23 protein-coding genes are annotated in these 15,434 nt (G+C 59.1%); 12 read left to right on the plus strand and 11 right to left on the minus strand.

Annotation, left to right across the window (positions count from 1 at the left end):
* The first annotated feature begins 58 nt into the window (after positions 1-58).
* Both Q0025_RS13605 and Q0025_RS13610 read left to right on the plus strand, forming a co-directional pair.
* Positions 59-502: a cupin domain-containing protein gene (locus tag Q0025_RS13605; protein ID WP_297300039.1), complete on the plus strand. Its 444-nt coding sequence runs from the start codon at positions 59-61 to the stop codon at positions 500-502.
* Between the two features lie 8 nt (positions 503-510).
* Positions 511-1,080, plus strand: a complete 570-nt coding sequence (locus tag Q0025_RS13610; protein WP_366939472.1) for a DUF2721 domain-containing protein — start codon at positions 511-513, stop codon at positions 1,078-1,080.
* A gap of 39 nt (positions 1,081-1,119) precedes the next feature.
* Here the strand turns inward: Q0025_RS13610 and Q0025_RS13615 are convergent, their stop codons facing one another.
* The 3 genes from Q0025_RS13615 to Q0025_RS13625 all read right to left on the minus strand — a co-directional run bounded on the left by Q0025_RS13615 (position 1,120) and on the right by Q0025_RS13625 (position 2,276).
* Positions 1,120-1,488: a hypothetical protein gene (locus Q0025_RS13615; RefSeq protein WP_297300041.1), complete on the minus strand. Its 369-nt coding sequence runs from the start codon at positions 1,486-1,488 to the stop codon at positions 1,120-1,122.
* Positions 1,489-1,544: 56 nt separating this feature from the next.
* A complete protein-coding gene (locus Q0025_RS13620; RefSeq protein ID WP_297300043.1) occupies positions 1,545-1,928 on the minus strand; it encodes a DUF202 domain-containing protein in 384 nt (127 codons plus the stop codon).
* Positions 1,929-2,072: 144 nt separating this feature from the next.
* Positions 2,073-2,276 (minus strand): hypothetical protein, encoded by a 204-nt coding sequence (locus Q0025_RS13625; protein ID WP_297300045.1) that lies wholly within the window; start codon positions 2,274-2,276, stop codon positions 2,073-2,075.
* A 207-nt stretch (positions 2,277-2,483) separates the two neighbouring features.
* Here Q0025_RS13625 and Q0025_RS13630 point away from each other — a divergent pair, with 207 nt between their 5' ends.
* The gene (locus Q0025_RS13630) at positions 2,484-2,711 is read left to right on the plus strand and encodes a hypothetical protein (protein ID WP_297300046.1); all 228 of its coding nucleotides are present in this window, start codon (positions 2,484-2,486) and stop codon (positions 2,709-2,711) included.
* Positions 2,712-2,840: 129 nt separating this feature from the next.
* On the plus strand, positions 2,841-3,389 hold the full coding sequence (locus Q0025_RS13635) for a hypothetical protein (protein ID WP_297300048.1): 549 nt from the start codon (positions 2,841-2,843) through the stop codon (positions 3,387-3,389).
* 827 nt (positions 3,390-4,216) lie between these two features.
* Here Q0025_RS13635 and Q0025_RS13645 read toward each other — a convergent pair.
* From Q0025_RS13645 to Q0025_RS13660, 4 genes are all read right to left on the minus strand, one after another.
* Positions 4,217-4,648: a periplasmic heavy metal sensor gene (locus Q0025_RS13645; RefSeq protein WP_297300050.1), complete on the minus strand. Its 432-nt coding sequence runs from the start codon at positions 4,646-4,648 to the stop codon at positions 4,217-4,219.
* A gap of 3 nt (positions 4,649-4,651) precedes the next feature.
* Positions 4,652-5,092: a hypothetical protein gene (locus tag Q0025_RS13650; RefSeq protein WP_297300052.1), complete on the minus strand. Its 441-nt coding sequence runs from the start codon at positions 5,090-5,092 to the stop codon at positions 4,652-4,654.
* On the minus strand, positions 5,085-5,627 hold the full coding sequence (locus tag Q0025_RS13655; RefSeq protein WP_297300054.1) for an RNA polymerase sigma factor: 543 nt from the start codon (positions 5,625-5,627) through the stop codon (positions 5,085-5,087). The genes Q0025_RS13650 and Q0025_RS13655 overlap by 8 nt, the downstream gene beginning before the upstream one ends.
* Positions 5,628-6,049: 422 nt before the next feature.
* Complete coding sequence (locus Q0025_RS13660; RefSeq protein WP_297300056.1) at positions 6,050-6,433, minus strand: DUF3060 domain-containing protein; 384 nt, start codon at positions 6,431-6,433, stop codon at positions 6,050-6,052.
* 188 nt (positions 6,434-6,621) lie between these two features.
* Between Q0025_RS13660 and Q0025_RS13665 the strand changes: the two genes are divergently transcribed.
* On the plus strand, positions 6,622-7,362 hold the full coding sequence (locus Q0025_RS13665) for a DUF4239 domain-containing protein (protein ID WP_297300058.1): 741 nt from the start codon (positions 6,622-6,624) through the stop codon (positions 7,360-7,362).
* 15 nt (positions 7,363-7,377) lie between these two features.
* Here Q0025_RS13665 and Q0025_RS13670 read toward each other — a convergent pair whose 3' ends face one another.
* The gene (locus Q0025_RS13670) at positions 7,378-8,772 is read right to left on the minus strand and encodes a DUF1254 domain-containing protein (protein WP_297300060.1); all 1,395 of its coding nucleotides are present in this window, start codon (positions 8,770-8,772) and stop codon (positions 7,378-7,380) included.
* A gap of 217 nt (positions 8,773-8,989) precedes the next feature.
* On the minus strand, positions 8,990-9,859 hold the full coding sequence (locus Q0025_RS13675) for an aldo/keto reductase family oxidoreductase (RefSeq protein WP_297300062.1): 870 nt from the start codon (positions 9,857-9,859) through the stop codon (positions 8,990-8,992).
* 71 nt (positions 9,860-9,930) lie between these two features.
* On the opposite strand from Q0025_RS13675, the gene Q0025_RS13680 reads away from it, so the two are divergent.
* The 7 genes from Q0025_RS13680 to Q0025_RS13710 all read left to right on the plus strand — a co-directional run bounded on the left by Q0025_RS13680 (position 9,931) and on the right by Q0025_RS13710 (position 13,359).
* A complete protein-coding gene (locus Q0025_RS13680; RefSeq protein ID WP_297300064.1) occupies positions 9,931-10,653 on the plus strand; it encodes a TetR/AcrR family transcriptional regulator in 723 nt (240 codons plus the stop codon).
* 252 nt (positions 10,654-10,905) lie between these two features.
* Positions 10,906-11,142 (plus strand): hypothetical protein, encoded by a 237-nt coding sequence (locus Q0025_RS13685; protein WP_297300066.1) that lies wholly within the window; start codon positions 10,906-10,908, stop codon positions 11,140-11,142.
* Positions 11,143-11,339: 197 nt separating this feature from the next.
* Positions 11,340-11,546, plus strand: coding sequence for a cold-shock protein (locus Q0025_RS13690; protein WP_297300068.1), 207 nt, complete (start codon positions 11,340-11,342; stop codon positions 11,544-11,546).
* A gap of 33 nt (positions 11,547-11,579) precedes the next feature.
* Positions 11,580-11,858: a hypothetical protein gene (locus Q0025_RS13695; RefSeq protein ID WP_297300070.1), complete on the plus strand. Its 279-nt coding sequence runs from the start codon at positions 11,580-11,582 to the stop codon at positions 11,856-11,858.
* A 126-nt stretch (positions 11,859-11,984) separates the two neighbouring features.
* Complete coding sequence (locus tag Q0025_RS13700; RefSeq protein WP_297300072.1) at positions 11,985-12,194, plus strand: hypothetical protein; 210 nt, start codon at positions 11,985-11,987, stop codon at positions 12,192-12,194.
* Between the two features lie 94 nt (positions 12,195-12,288).
* Positions 12,289-12,525, plus strand: coding sequence for a hypothetical protein (locus Q0025_RS13705; RefSeq protein WP_297300074.1), 237 nt, complete (start codon positions 12,289-12,291; stop codon positions 12,523-12,525).
* Positions 12,526-13,032: 507 nt separating this feature from the next.
* Complete coding sequence (locus Q0025_RS13710; protein ID WP_297300075.1) at positions 13,033-13,359, plus strand: hypothetical protein; 327 nt, start codon at positions 13,033-13,035, stop codon at positions 13,357-13,359.
* 118 nt (positions 13,360-13,477) lie between these two features.
* On the opposite strand, the gene Q0025_RS13715 is transcribed toward Q0025_RS13710, so the two are convergent.
* Entirely contained in the window at positions 13,478-13,690 is a 213-nt protein-coding gene (locus Q0025_RS13715; protein ID WP_297300077.1) for a hypothetical protein, read from the minus strand.
* Between the two features lie 1,102 nt (positions 13,691-14,792).
* A complete protein-coding gene (locus tag Q0025_RS13720; RefSeq protein ID WP_297300079.1) occupies positions 14,793-15,287 on the minus strand; it encodes a Spy/CpxP family protein refolding chaperone in 495 nt (164 codons plus the stop codon).
* Positions 15,288-15,434: the final 147 nt, after the last annotated feature.

Raw genomic sequence — 15,434 nt, forward strand, 5'->3', positions numbered from 1 at the left:
GGTTTTCGGTTGAATGCGATGCGACCGAATAGGTCAAAGTACGTCAAGGCGATCCTCCATGACCGTCCCCAGATCTAGCGTCGCCATGCGCACTGCCGAGGAGATCATCGAGGTCCTTCGGCTGGCGCCGCATCCGGAAGGCGGCTATTTTCGCGAGACCTTTCGCGACGCGCCCTCGGTCGGAGGCCGCGCGGCCTCGACCGCGATCTATTATCTGTTGACGCGCGGCCAGCAGTCGCATTGGCACCGCATCGACGCTGCCGAAATCTGGCATTGGTATGCCGGCGCGCCGTTGCGCCTGTCGATCAAGGAGCTCGAGAAGGTTTCGGTGCATCGTCTCGGCCCCGATGTTTTCAACGCGGAGGCGCCGCAGATCGTCGTGCCACCGCTCGCCTGGCAGAGCGCCCAGTCGCAGGGTGAGTGGACGCTCGTCGGCTGCACGGTCGCGCCCGGTTTCGAGTTCGGCAAATTCGAAGTGGCGCCGCCGGGCTGGCGCCCTTAGGGTAAGCTATGTTCCAATCTTTCCAATCGCCCCAATCGCTTGATGACATCGTCCATGTCATTCAGGTTGCGCTGACGCCGGTTTTTCTCTTGTCCGGCGTTGCCTCGCTGCTTGCCGTTTTCGCGACCCGCTTGGGCCGGGTGGCAGACAAGGTCGATGCTTTGACCGATGCTTTGGACAGCGCGTCGGAGGCCGAGAGCGCGCAGATTCTGGTCAGGCTCGGCTATCTGCGCGGTCGTTCGAATGCGCTCGACGCTGCGGTCGTCCTCGGCGCTCTCGCCGGCGTCTCGACCAGCGTCGCCGCGCTTCTGCTGTTCGTCAGCACGTTGCGGAACGCCGCCGGATCGATGCCGATGTTCTTCGCCTTCGGCGCGGCCCTTGTCTTCACCATCGGCGCTTTGAGCGCCTTCCTCATCGAAATGCTCATGGCGAGCCGCGGAATTCGCGCACAAGTCGCCGCGGAAAAGGCGCGGCAAGACGAAGCCGAGCCCGAGCGCGCGCCCGAACCGCCCGGCCACGGCCTCGGTCTCAGCGAGGCGCAAGATGGGCCGGATGGCTCAGGCGGCGGGATCGATTAGTCGGTCAGAGCCGCAGGGTTTGCATCGGCCGTCGGCGCTTTATCCTTGCTCGAGGGGCAGGTCCTTCGTCAGCCATTGCGCGAGATCCGACGCCTCGTTGTCGGGAAAAATATACGACAGCCAGCCCAATCCAGGATCGCGCACAAGCAGCATGCGGCCTTCTGAATAGCGCACATCGGGCGTCTGCCAGGCGGGATCGACAACGGGATCGATCGCATTTTCGTCCGGCTCGGAGGCAACAGGCTGAACGAGAAGCGCGCGATTCTTGCCAAGGTCTCGAATGAGGCTTTCCGTCTCGGCGGGCGAAAGGACTACGCTACCGGTCGGTGCGCCGTTGAGCCAGGCTTCGAGAATGATGTTTAGCTTGGCGACGTCGACATGGACCTTGATCTCAGTTTTATCGGTCATCCTTCGCATCCTTTGGTGATATCGCCGCGCCTCTCAGCGCGGTGCGGTCGAAGCCGCTAACTTGTCTGTAGAATGGCGCTGACGAGATAGAGTAGCAGGGCAAATCCAAGAAGCGCCAGCAGGACCGATAGGGTGAGATCGAGGCGGCCGCTTGGCGCAAGCTTGATATCCGGCGCGTCGATTTCTTTTTCCGTGCGAAAGAATCGCAGCGTAGCGATGATGATCATCGCCAGTCCGATGACGACAAATAAGATTCCGATGAGGTTGGCCGCGCCGGTGTGCGCGGGCGGAGCCGCATGCGGCATATCGCGCGCCGCAAATCGTAAAAACAAATCAAAGCGTTCGATCAGAAAACCAAACGCCACAACGGCGATGGCGGTTCGGACCCAGGCGAGAAACGTCCGTTCGTTCGCTGCGTGGTCGCTGTAGCGGTTGATCATCGTGCCTCATTTCTCATCAGCGGCCTGCATCGAGCCAGCCGGACGTCGCCGACGGCGAAAATGCCGGCAGCGAGCGTCGCGCCTGGGGAGCCGCCGCGAGCGGCGATGGCGCCGAATCGTCAAGGTTTTTGGTTGAGCCAGGAATTACGGAAGGTAGAATACGCCAAACAGCAATAAAAATACGGCAAGGCCAAAATGAAGCTCTTGACGCGAGTCGAATGTCGATCCGGAAACGATCGAGATCAGCTTCGTCAGAATGAAAGCAGAGAAAATTGCGGCGACAATCCACTCGGAAATGTCGTTTGAAAGCAATTCTCTGGCCGGGTTCAAAATAACGTCCCAAAACATTGCGGGACCCTCAAAATAATGAAGCAACGCTAGGGTAGACTCGTTGATCAAATGCGAAGCTGACGCTTAAATTCGTAGCGGCTTGATCAAAGCGCGATCCTGCTGCAATGCGGAAAGCGCGGCGAACCCGACAGTCCGAAGACGCGCGCCCAGAACGAAATGAGGGCATGACGCGTTGAATAGCGGAAGGCGACTGGAGATCGTGCGATGCCCATGACCGCCCAAGACGTTATCGCTGTCCTCGGCCCGATCGATGAGACCAAAATCACAGAAATTATAGCGACTGGCGCGACGCCCGCCGATTTGGCGGAAGCATGGGCGTGGATCAACAATGACGAGGCGTTGATAAACGAAGGCCGTCCGCTTCCCAGTGGAAAGGTCGCCGAACTTTGCGCGCTGCTCGATGAACCCGACGAGGATGCCGGCTTGGCCTAGCGGGAAGGCGGCAATGGTTTGATTTCAGCGAGAAGCGGCGGCTTGGCGGTTTGTTAGAATCTTAACCACTTTGTTCGAAACTCGGCGCCAAAGCAATTGAGCTTTGAGGGGGGCGTCATGGAATTCGCCTTGCTTCTGCTGACGATTCTGCTCAGCGCGACATGCGCCGGACTCGTCACGCATCGATTAAACATAAGCAAAGAACGTCTTTCCTTCCGAGTGCGAAAGGCGGAGGACGTTTACTGTACGGCGGAACAGTTAGAAGATGTCTTGAACAATTTCTTCGCCGATAGTTATTCTCTCGTTAATCACTGTTTACCCCGCGAGAACGAAGCCGACGCCAAGATTGGCGAGGCGGTCGGCCAACATTTCTCCCGGCTGAAGATGCTAATCGGCTTCTACTTTCCGGGCCTGCGGCCGAGCCTCTCGCGCGTAACGTCAGCGGCGGCCAGCGCCTATGGCGCTTTGCAGGCCTACAACAAGGCACCCCGCGAGGAGAAAGAGCCGCTCGCCGAAATCCTCGATGTCTCGGTCGTCGAGATGAAAGAGGCGTTCGAGGCGATGAAGGAAAATATTCTGACCGTCGGCGCCAAGGAGCACGTTGGGCGGAGGCTCGTGTTTTTGAACCGATCTCAAAAGGCGATGCGTTCGAGCCGAGTGATGCCGGTTGCCGTCTAAATGATTGCCGCCGTCCAATTCGATTGATCGAGGCCGCCAGATGCGGCGGCCTCGTGAAACTCATTCTTTAACGGCGATGCCCCTTTAACGGCAATGCACGCGCCCGTAAGGCCCGCGCCAGCAGCCGTTGTAGAAATGCCAGCCCGGTCCACGCCAATAAGGTCCGCGCCACGGCGCGTTTGGCCGGCAGCCTCCATAAGGGCCGCGGTGGAATCCGAGACCGCAACCGCCGGCCGTAAGAATGATCGGTGCCGAGGATGCGCTGTCGGTGTCAGGAGACATCGGCATGGCTTGCACGTTTGAAGCTGCGAACATCAACGCCGCCGCGGCCGAACAAGATAAGATCAGTCTATGCATGAAATTTCTCCGGATCGATTTGAGAACTCTGAGCACGGGACACCCTTGGTTTCAATTCGCTGAGATCTTACCAGCGATGCCATCCCCACCGATGCCATCCCCAAGGACGATGCCACCCCCATCCCCAGGGACGATGCCAGCCGCCGTAGTAATACGCGCCCCAGCCGGGACCATTGGGGACGCAACGACCCCACGGATTGGGATGCCAACCAGGGCCGCAACCCCAAGCGACTTGTTCCACCGGCGCAATGGCGGCAGGTAGCGTCGTGTTTGCAGGCATAGCCGCGGAAACATCGATCGAAGCCATCGTCGCGCCGACGATCAATCCAACCATGCTCGCGACTCGAAGCGTAGGTCTCATACCACTCTCCCGCTGACGTTGAGATTTGGAGTGTTTTGCGTGGCGAACCCGCCAGCGCTGCGTCTTTAAACGCGAGGCGCCGTGCAATCCGTCGCCGTCTGTCCAAATTTTAATGTCGATTCGGCAGATTTCGGACGAGCCCTTCGGCGAGCAATTCACGGATTTGCGGCGAACTCTCCGCCGCGAATTGGACTATGCGTTGTTCGAGCTTGGTGCGAATGGCGACGTCGGCTGCGCGCGCGCGATCGAGCGCCGCGAGAAGCGCCACCGTATCGAGTTTCGGCTGTTGCAAAAGATTCGCGGCCTCCCGCCGGGCTTGCCGCCTCTCGACGACTGTTTGATGAAGATCGCGCCAGGCATCACGCAGCGCCTGATGGAGCGTATCGCGCTCCGGTTCCGGCAACTGCCGGCTCGCCGCCTGCAAGGTGTCCGGGAGGCGGGGTTTACGCAGCTCTAACCATGCCGTGCCGCCGATCAATGCCCCAAGCAGAAACACGTTGAGGACAATCGAAATGGCGAGAGGAATACGGGAACTGGACACGATCTAATCCTCTTCCTCGAGCGAGGTTGAATCCGAAGCGACATCTCCGAAGGCGGTCGTTTCCGCGCCGGCGGAATCATGTTTGAGAGAAGAATAGACCGATGGCGCAATGAGCGTCGCCGTGATCATTCCGGCGATCACCCCAGCGAAACCGACGCCGGCGAGACCGATCCGCCATCGCACGGCGTGTTTCTTTCTGAATGTTTCCGTCGCTTGCCGGAGGACCTGCGCGCGCAGGTTCACAGAGGGCGGCGCAACCGTGTGAGAGTCGAGCAAGGCATCGAGTTGGTTCGCGCGGCGCAGGATCGCCTCGCCCTGCGCGGTTTCGCCAAACGCTGCTGCGGCCGCGCGCTCGGCCTCGGGCCAGCGGCTCATCTGCGCGCCGAAAGCCTCAACCAGCGCAGCGAAGCGCTCGGATGTCATGGCGGCCATATCCTCACCCATTGTCTGCATCCTTCATGAGGATGGACCTCAGTGCGCGTCGTCCGCGCGCAAGCAGGCTCTCCAGGGCGTCGACGCTGACGTCCATGACCGCGGCTGCCTCGATATTCGACAGCCCTTGATAATAGGTCAGGATGACCGCTTCGCGCTGGCGTTCGCCAATCCCTTGCAGAGCCTTCTCCACGCGGCTGCTCACCTCTTCGCTTTGCCCGACATCGGCGTGCTGGTTGTCGATCAGTTCAAGCGTCGCGTTGGCCGGTGTCTCCTTGCGGCGTCGTAGCCGATCGTAGCAGAGGTTGAGCGTGACACGATGAATCCACGTATCAAATCGTGCTTTTCCCGATTGCCAGCGCGAGGCGTTCCGCCAGACCCGCAAAAACAGCTCCTGAGCGACGTCCTCGGCTTCTACCTGATCCCCCAACATGCGGGTCGCCAGCGCAAGCACGCGCGGCAGCTTGCGTCCGATCAAGCTTTGGATTGCCGCCGCGTCGCCGGATGCGACGCGACGCATGAGATCCGCGTCCGGATCTGAACTCATAGATCGATGGTCCTCGAGCATTATGGAGCATCATCGTCTTTGAATATCGGCATTTATCAGTCCGGCCGCGCCGGATCTCGACCCGGTCGAGACGCGCATCGTCTCTTGCCCGGTATCGCCGCAAACACATCGGTCGATAATTCCTGCCGGGATAGGGGAACTCCCCATCCGCAAGGCTCCGTACGAGAGAACGAATGCGACCGGAATGACCGAATCATGAAGCATGGCGAGGCTCTGCAGCAGGCGGCCGCGGCACGATAAAGCGGCTCGGACATTTAAACGGGCGTTTTACGGAAATCCGTCGCGCAATCGGCGGAATTTTTTCGTCCTCCAGATCGTCGGAGGCGGTGCAGGCGGCTCAGATCTTTCCCGATTCCGCAGGGGTGAAGCCGATTGGCGATCTTCTCGCCAAAAAACAATTGTCACGGGATTGGCGGGATCATGATATTTGCCGTGCCGACGTAGCTGATGCTCGGCGGCTTGCCATCCTCGCTTGTCCAGGTGATCGCATTGTTCGAACCGGCGAAGCTGATCTTCGCGGCGGCGGCGAACTCGATTTTGATCGTGTTGTTGGAGCCGACAAGCGCGAGATCGGTGCAATAGCCGGTGATGGTCAGCTTATTGCCGTTGCCGATGATTGCCGCCTTGCCGCCGGCGCAATCAAGCGTCGCCGTCTGTCCGGAACTGATGAAGGCAGCCTCACTGCCTGATGCCTGCGCGGTGACCTGACCGGCGGCCGCGTTCACGAGAAGCGCGAAGAGAAGCGCCGCGAGAATAGCGACGCTCTTGAGCGTGCCACGCACCATAGGTCCCTCCCCATTTCGAACGAAATCCGAGATTTCAATCCCATCCTGCAATTAAGTCCCGATGCCAAATCCCGGCGATGACGATCCGATAATTTTGGAGCCGATCCAGCCGTTTTGCTTTAGGGTAGCCAATTATTGCAATTCAGCACGATTTTTGTGTTTCCATCGCTCAGCCACGAGGATGAAGCATGGACGCATTGGTTACGACCGCTCTCGTCTTCGCCGCAATATGCGCCGGAATTTTTATCGGCGTGGCGTTGCCGGGTCACCGCTTGGATAGCGACACAAAGGATGTGGTGAGGCTCGGCACGGCTCTCATCGCAACGATGGCATCCTTGGTTCTCGGCCTTCTCATCGCTTCGGCGAAGGACTCATACGACGTGCGAAGCGGCCAGGTCCGGCAATTGACGGCCGACATTGTTTTGCTTGATGAGATTCTCGCGCAATACGGACCGGATGCGCGGGCGGCGCGCGCGGCCTTGCGGCAAGCCGTCGCGCCGATGGTCGAGAAGATCTGGCAGGAAAACACCTCTGCGATCGCGCCGAAAACCTTCCATGCGACAAGCCTCGGTGTTGATGCTTTCGCCAAAGTTCAGGAACTCGCGCCAAAGAACGATTTCGAACGCGAGCTCAAGGCGCGAGCCGTTCAGCTGACGACCGATATAGGCCAAACACGACTTCTCCTTTTTGAGCTATCGGGTAATCAAATTCCCATGCCGTTCCTCGCGGTGTTGACCTTTTGGCTCGTCATTCTGTTCGCGACCTTCAGCCTCTTTGCAAAGCCGAATACGACCATCCTTTTCGCGCTGCTCGTGTTTGGCTTGTCGGCGACAGCGGCGATTTTCTTGATCCTGGAATTGAGCGACCCCTTCACGGGGCTGATAAAGATATCGAGTGAGCCGCTGCGCCAAGCCCTTGGGGCGCTTTAAGCGATACCGCTTCGGCTATGGCTGGCGCGTGACCGGTGGGGGATTCCACGCGCCGGTCAGCGCTTCGGAGGTCGGCGCATAAAGTCGCATCGTCAAGTTGAAGGGGCCCTTCGGCGCCGGAAGCCAGTTGGCCGTTTTACCCGCGCCGGGATTCTCGTTCTGAAAGTAGAGGTCGAGCGAACCGTCGGCATTATATTGAAACGGCATCCAACTGCTGACGGCAAAGCGATTGAGCGAATTTGCGACCTGGAAGCCGTCATTGTCGTAAAGCGTGATCGACCAGAACGCGCGGACGGGGGGCATTTCGCGCTTGTCGAAGTGGAGCGTGTACTTGTTGGCGCCGTCGAGCGGCCGCCCGGTTGTGTCGGTGAGGTTGATGGGATAGATCGCGTCCTCGGGAAGGTTCGCCCCAAGGCCGCCCTGTGCAATGATGGCACGCTTCAAGTAGTAATTGCCGTAGACGCCCATCGTGTCGGTGTTCATTGACCAGCCGTTTGCAACCCGCGCGATGGTCGGTAGCTTCGACGCCATCAGCTTTTGCGCTTCGCCCGGCGCAGTTTCCAGGGCTCTGCGAACAGCCGGGTCCGCCTTGTCGAGGTTAAAGCTCTTGCCCGGCTCAATGCCGAGCTTCTTCAATTGCGCAATCATCGGCTGGTCGGTGATGTGCGGCGGATTGTTCGCAAGAAGTGTGGCGGCGTAAGCGAAAAACTTGCCGGCCGGCATAGAGTCAACCTGGACCTTTGGCGGCGTTTTCATATCGATCGCCGGATCAATCTTCGCTTCCACCGGCTGCGCGGGGCCGCCCCACTGCGACAGAGGCGTGATCTTGTAACCTGACTGTATCTTGTGAACCGCGTCGTAGTCGGGAGGACCATCGGTCTTCGTTCGCCCGATGATCCAAACGTAAGGTGTCGGTGCGCAGATTCTGGTCATTCCGGCGGGCACGGTTCCATTCCAGCCGGGCGGCGTAACGAGAAAATCGGCGGCCTTCGTACCTGTCGTGCGCCAACCGGGCGAGGCGAATACGTCAGTCCACATATCAAGCATGGGCAGCAAATAGTAGCGGCCGCCCGTATCCGGGACAGATACCACCACTGGCTCTGCGGTCAGGTCGAGCCACGCGCTGGAATAGAGCGTATCGAAATTTGGTCGGACAACGGCCTTGAAGTCGGCTGTCGGAAATGCCGCGAAGCTGTAAAAGGCGTTTGCCGGCCCAAAGCCCGGCATTCTGCCGGGTTGAATATTGGTCGCCACGCGCCGGCTGACGTCCATGGAAATGAGCGGGTAGAAATAGAGATAAGCGCTTACGGCAATTTCGTGCGCTTCATCCTCGGAAACGGCGGGCTCAGCCTGTGCCGCTGACGAGATAAGGATGCTGACAAGCGAAGCATTGAGGAGCGCGCGCAGCATTGCAAATCTCCCTTATGAATAAATTTCACAGTAAGATCGCAAATGATTGATCGCTGAAGACCGGACGGGACTTTAACGCCCCGCGGGGTCAGATTGGAGTCGAATCTTTATTCGCAATTCGAGGAGAAGAATCAGAACCCCTACCGCGTTCATGTCTGCTGATCGAGTGCGCGTCCTCCCATGCCTGATCCTGGCGCCCTCGACGCGCCTTCACCGATCAACCGGACGCGGTCGCGCTGGCCGCGATGCCATCAAGCGCGGCGAGCGCCTCATCCGGCAGAACGAATTCGGCCGCGGAGAGGTTTTCCCGCAGATGCGCGACGGACGACGTGCCGGGGATCAAGAGAATATTGGGCGCGCGGCGAAGCAGCCAGGCAAGCGCGACTTGCATCGGCGTGACGCCGAGGCGCTGGGCGACATCGGACAGCGCCGAGGATTGCAGCGGCGTGAAGCCGCCGAGCGGAAAATACGGCACATAGGCGATGCCCATGCGGGCGAGATCGTCGATCAGAGCGTCGTCGGCCCGATGCGCGAGATTGTAGTGGTTTTGCACGCAGACGATCTCGCAGATTTCGCGTCCTTCCGCGATCTGCGTAGGCGTGACGTTGCTGAGACCGATGGAGCGGATAACGCCTTGTTGCTGAAGTTCGGCCAAGACCGTGAGCTGCGCGGCGATGGAGCCCTCGGCAGGGCCATGAATGCTGAAGGTCACGCGCAGGTTGACGACATCGAGCACATCCTGGCCAAGGTTGCGTCGATTGTCGTGCACCGCCTGAATCAGGCCTTCGCGCGAGAAGGCCGGGATCCAAGAGGCGTCTTGGCCGCGCCGCGCACCGACCTTGGTGACGATGACGAGATCATTCGGGTAGGGATGCAGCGCCTCGCGGATCAGCGCATTGGTGACATGCGGACCGTAGAAATCGCTGGTGTCGATATGGTTCACCCCGGATGCGACGGCCTCGCGCAATATGGCCAGGGCGGCGGCGGGATCCTTGGGCGGTCCGAATACACCGGGTCCCGCGAGCTGCATGGCGCCATAGCCGAGCCTGTTCACTGTGCGGTCGCCGAGGGCGAACGTGTCTTTCATCACCTTGATCCCTGTTTTTCCTGTCTCCCGGCGAATATATGAATATGTTTCATGTTTGGAATTCGCATTTCATGAGCACCACCGCAGCGACTCTAAAGCCCCGAAAATCCCCGGTTCAGGCCCGTTCGGCGGCGACGATCGAAGCGCTGCATGTCGCAACCATTCAGGTTTTGACGGCGGAGGGCCTGAGCCGCTGTACAACGACGCGCATTGCCGAGCGGGCCGGCACGTCGGTTGGCAGTCTCTATCAATATTATCCGAACCGCGACGCGCTGCTTGCCGCAGTCTTGGAGGAGCATCTCGACGACGTTGCGCGTGCCGTCGAGCAGGCTTGCAACGAACATCGCGGCAAGCCGGTGTCTCAGATGGCATCGGCGCTCGTCACGACTTTTCTCGCGGCGAAGCTGCGCGATCCTTCGAAATCGAAGGCGCTCTATGCAATCGCGGGAGAACGGGGTGGCGCGGAACTGGCCGCGCGCTTGCGCACGCGCATCGTGGCAGCGGTCGCGGCTTTGCTGGTGAGCGCGCCCGATGCTCATTTCGACGATCCCGCGATGACCAGCATGATCGCGTTCAGCGCCTTGGGCGGCCCGGTTCGGGCCTTTCTCGAAGGAAATACTCCCGCCGGCTATGATGCGTGTCTCGAAGGGCAACTCATCTTGCTCCTGACGGCGTTTCTGCAAACGCACCAGTTCAAGCCAAATAGTCCAAGGACATCGGTAGCGGCGGCCGGGCGCGGTAGGATGTCAGCCGAAGCGACCGCGTCGATGATGGCCGAGACCAATCCGCGTTGATTTCGATGATTTTTTATCGCGCCGACGCCCAAACCAACGATTGGAAAATGCGGTTTAGATCGCGCTTCGAATTCAACACGATAAAGCGGTAAAAGCTGCACGCCGAATTGTTCGCCGGCGCCCTCAAACGATATAGACAGTGCGGCTGGCGGGGCGCAAAATAGGACATTGCCGCAAGGAAATTCCGTAGCCTACGGTGACTGAGAGACATCGTGTGCTCCCCGCCTCGTATCGGACGCAGGGAGTGCATTCATGGGCTGGTACGGCAATATTCCATCGATCCAATTGAGCCCGCAGAAGACGGCTGCGATGAGTGCGGCTTATGACGACGCCCTGCAGCGCGCGCTGTCTCTCGGATTTGAAAAAGATAAAACCGGTGCGCCCGTACAAAACGCTATCGCCGGCTACATCATCGCCGGCGCCAGACGCGGCATTTACGATCCGAAAATTCTCGCAGAAGGCGCGATCCGATATCTCCGGCGCGACTGAGTGGCCTCGTGCTTTTAAAGGCATTTATCGCGCTGCGACTTGCTTTCGTGGGCGTTAGGCACTAAGTCTATGCCATCGGTCTTGTTACTAAGCCTGTTCGGCGCTGCGGCGCCTGATGATCTTCCTATCAAAATCGAATCTTCGCCGGCTCCGGTTCGTTCCGGGGTCGAATTTCTCGCGCTTTGAAGGAAATTGTCATGAACGGTACCGTAAAGTTCTTTAACACCACCAAGGGTTTTGGTTTCATTTCGCCGGAAGGCGACGACAAGGACGTCTTCGTCCATATCTCGGCGGTCGAGAGGGCGGGCATGTCCACGCTTTCGGAAGGCCAGAAGGTCAGTTTTGACGTCGCCCATGACCGGCGCACCGGCAAGACCGCGGCGGAGAATTTGAAGTCAGTCTGAAGCAGAGCGCTGCCTTTTTCAGGAGGCGACCGCATGACCAAATTGGGTGCGCGGCCGGACGTTTCCGAAACCGGAGCACAGCAGAGCCATGTGACGACGCTCTCGGAACTTTTGTTGCGATTTATCGAAGCAAATCCCGAGCAGCTCGTTGGCAATGAGACGGCTGAGGAATGGGTCGCCTCGCTCTGGAAGGTCAGAAATCCGGCAGCGAAATTGAAAAAATCGCTCGACGAATTCCTGGCGATATTCGAGCCGTTCGACGGCTCTGCCGCCAACGCCTTGCGCAAGGCGCTCGAGCCGCTCACGAAGTAGCTTGAATGGAGGCCGTTGCCGGCCCCAGTCCGCAGGATTGAACCGACCACGGATGTACTGGCGGTTTAGTGCTGCGGATGCAGATCAGAGCAACGGTTCAGCCGGTGGGTGGATCGAGGAGGCGCAATGGTCAGCGTTCATTCCTACAAGCGATGGGATCACACCAAGGCCGAATATTATTTCCCCAAGACCAAAGGTACAGAAGCGGCGATAAAAGCCTGCGGCGGCGTCATTATCATCGGGACGGAAGAAAAAGTGGCGCCCCACCAATTGGACCGGCGTGGACAATATGATCCCGCGGGAAGCAAACGCGCTCTCGAAGATGAGAGGCGCTGACTCGTGACCTACTTACGTCCTGCGAACTGTCGATCGTTTTACTTGAACGCTGTTTGGCGCTCGTCTTCGCGAATGGGATCAGAAGGAACTCATTATGATCAACTCTCTTAGACACGAGCCCTATGACCATCGCTATAAGGTCGGCGATATGGTGACGTTTGATCCACGTGGAGGACAGTTGCGCAATCCACCGGGCGTTTTCAGCGTACTCGCGCAATTGCCGCCGTCAGGCAGCGATCTTCAATATCGAATCAAAAGCATGAGCGATTCCCACCAACGCGTCGTCGCCGAACATCAACTGATGCCCCCGGCGCGCACGGCGAGCGAATGAGCGGCGCTCTTTGCGCTTTATGAGATAGCGGCATCGCCACCGACACCGGCAAAAGAGAAAGGCCCTTTGAACGGGCCTTTTTTCATGCAAACCGAAAATCGATCGGTTGCGTCTCCGCCGCAGATGGCGATGTTGGCGGCGACGGGAACGGCCGAAATCGTGCATCGCTCCGGCAAGTCGGATCCTTGCGAAACGATCCTGACCGAGGCGGAATTCTGCGCACGAGGTAGCGCTGCGTCAGCGTCTGGTTTCCGGCGAAGCGCCATCCTGAGCGTCGTCGTCGCCTGCCTGTTGACGTCCCGTTTTGCTTGACGCCATTCAAGCTCACGTTGCGGGCGGCACGTTTCCCGGAGATGTTCGCACGCCGCCGTTTTGAATTTTGTCGAAGAAGAACCTTTCGGGATTTGGCGCGTTCGCGATGGGCCCGGCTCCAGCGAGCAAGATACCGCGAATTTTCTGATGGCCTTGCGGAGTGACCGGGACGATCCAAGAGAATACGGAGGCACAATGCGCAATCTCAAGCTTTGCTCACTTGCCGCCGGCGTGCTTCTTCTGAGCGGGACCGGCGCATTCGCCCTGACTGAGCCCATGACGGCACAAGATGCTGCGATGGTCGCACACACGCAGCAAGTGAGGGCTTCGCAGTTTGGATGGATCCCTCCGCGTCCGGTGACCGAGCCGATGACGGCGCAAGATGCCGCGATGGTCGCCCATGCGGATCAAGTGAGGGCGTCGCAGTTTGGATGGGTACCTTCGCGTCCGGTCACGGAGCCGATGACCGCGCAAGATGCCGCATGGGTCGCGCACCGCCAACAAGCCACAGGAATTGAATAAGTCGCGCGCGGCGCAGGACCTCACAGGCGGCCGCGGCCGCCTTTTTCTTGAGCGCCGCTCAAATGTTCCCGCAGGGGCTTACGAAAATCAAGAATAGGGCGGGGAATCGGCCGGTTATCTAATCGGTCTCGCAAGGCGTCGAGAGGACGATGTCCGCCACGTGAACGCTACGGCGCAAACGTGCCAAGCTCTCTGCCTCTTCCACCATGCCCATCCACCGCAGCTTTTCAAACCGCGCCATCAGCTCGCTTGCGGTATTCTCATCGATCAAAGTATCGGCCTCATCGACCAGAGTATCAGGACGTTCCAGGATCTCGGAAGCATATGTCATGGCTAACCGCCTAACTAGATGACCAATGAGCAGCCCCAGCCCACTTCCTCTCGTCGGGGCCAGGCCAACGCCCACATAAACGGGGCAGATTTGCAAAAAGAGCCTGCTTGCGACCCGCCCGGTCAGGTTGCATCTGGCTCGGATTTTTGGCGCCGGGCCTTGATTGAAATCAAACGGCTGCGCCGTTGCATTTCATAACCGGTCGTTTCGTTCCGACGCACGAAGACATGCGCGACGCAATCTCGCCAACGCGATCGCCACGCGCCCGTCGGGCGAAGAACACTGAGTCAGGACAAGGCGCTTGCTTTGCGAAGGCGCCGACGCCGCTCCGCTTCTGGCGCTGCAGCGCGAGTTTGCGTAGGCTATGCTTGCAAAACGTGCTGCTGTTGCGCAGAGCTATGCGCCGGCCTTGAAGCTGGGGGCAGGAAGGGCGACCCGGTTCTGTTCAAGACGCTTGCCGCGGCACTGAAATGTGCAAATGGAAATGGTGGTCGCGGATTGAGGCCAAATCTCCTAGCGCATCGCACCTTTTTTCAGACAAAAGTCGTTGGCAAAAGGGCAGAGCAATCAAGCATAGGAAGTCGCATAATGCTTAAGCTCACGCCAATGGTAGCACCCTTAGTCGGTGCAATCGCCCTTGCTACTGTGACTCTAGGCGAAGCCTCGGCTGCTGTTCCCGCCCCTGGCCCGATTTCAGTGCAACAAGCAGACAGCACCGGTCATGGCATGGTTCAGAAAGCGCAGTGGCGCGGGGGATGGGGCTATGGGTATGGCCCGCGTTGGGGTTACCGACGTTGGGGGTATGGTCCGGGCTGGGGTTATCGACGGTGGGGCGGCTATTATGGTCCAGGCTGGGGCTGGGGCCGTCGGCGCTGGTGCTATTGGCACCCTTACGCCTGCGGTGGTTGGTATTGAATGGAACCTAGAAGGGCCGCGAGTTCGGCCCTTTTTCCAACGGCGTAGCGCTTACGCCTCGCACAACGTTACGCCAAAATTCTCGGTGTCGCCCTAGGCGAGCGTCGTCAGGCTCGCATAAGAGAAGCCGCCGAAGGGCGGCTTCTCTGTTTTGATCGATGCTGAATTTGATCGACGCTGAAAAAGATCAATCTTCGTGGTGATGATGCCGATGATGGTGATCCGATCCGGGGTCACGATCATGGTTTCGGGCGGATCCGTCGAAAGCCGCCTGCTGAGTTTTATCGAGACTGTCGTAGAACGCGAGCAGCTTTGGTGTAATCGCCTTCATATCGGCAACGCGGTCTTCAAATAGGCGCTGCGTAAACGCAAGCCGCTTCGCTAGCGTAGATAGATCCGGCTTGTTGGTGCAGAGCGATGCTTTGTGATCAGCGCGAATCTTGGCGCGCGTGTCCTCGAAATCCTTGTAAGCCGCTTTCTGCTTGTCAGTCAGCTTCAAGCGTTCCGCAAGGCGGTCGGCGCGCTGCCGGTCAAGTTCCGCCATTTTTGCGCTATCTGTCCGCTCTGAGCAAATGTCTTCAAGCCATGATTGATTTTTATATGCGTCCTCGGCAGCCAAGGCGGGAGCGGCGCAACTCAGCGCCAATGCAATGAAAACTGGCGAAAGCTTCCATGATCTCATAGTGGGTTTCCTCGATCGGCTGCGCCAGCGCGCCTTCCCGCGTAGATCGGCACGGCAGTGAATCCGGAATGGCGGAGACGGAGGGATTCGAACCCTCGATAGGGCTTTACAACCCTATAACGGTTTAGCAAACCGCCGCCTTCAGCC

Origin of the sequence: uncultured Methylovirgula sp. (genome assembly GCF_947646745.1) — a bacterium.
In the GTDB taxonomy this organism is placed as follows: Bacteria; Pseudomonadota; Alphaproteobacteria; order Rhizobiales; family Beijerinckiaceae; genus Methylovirgula.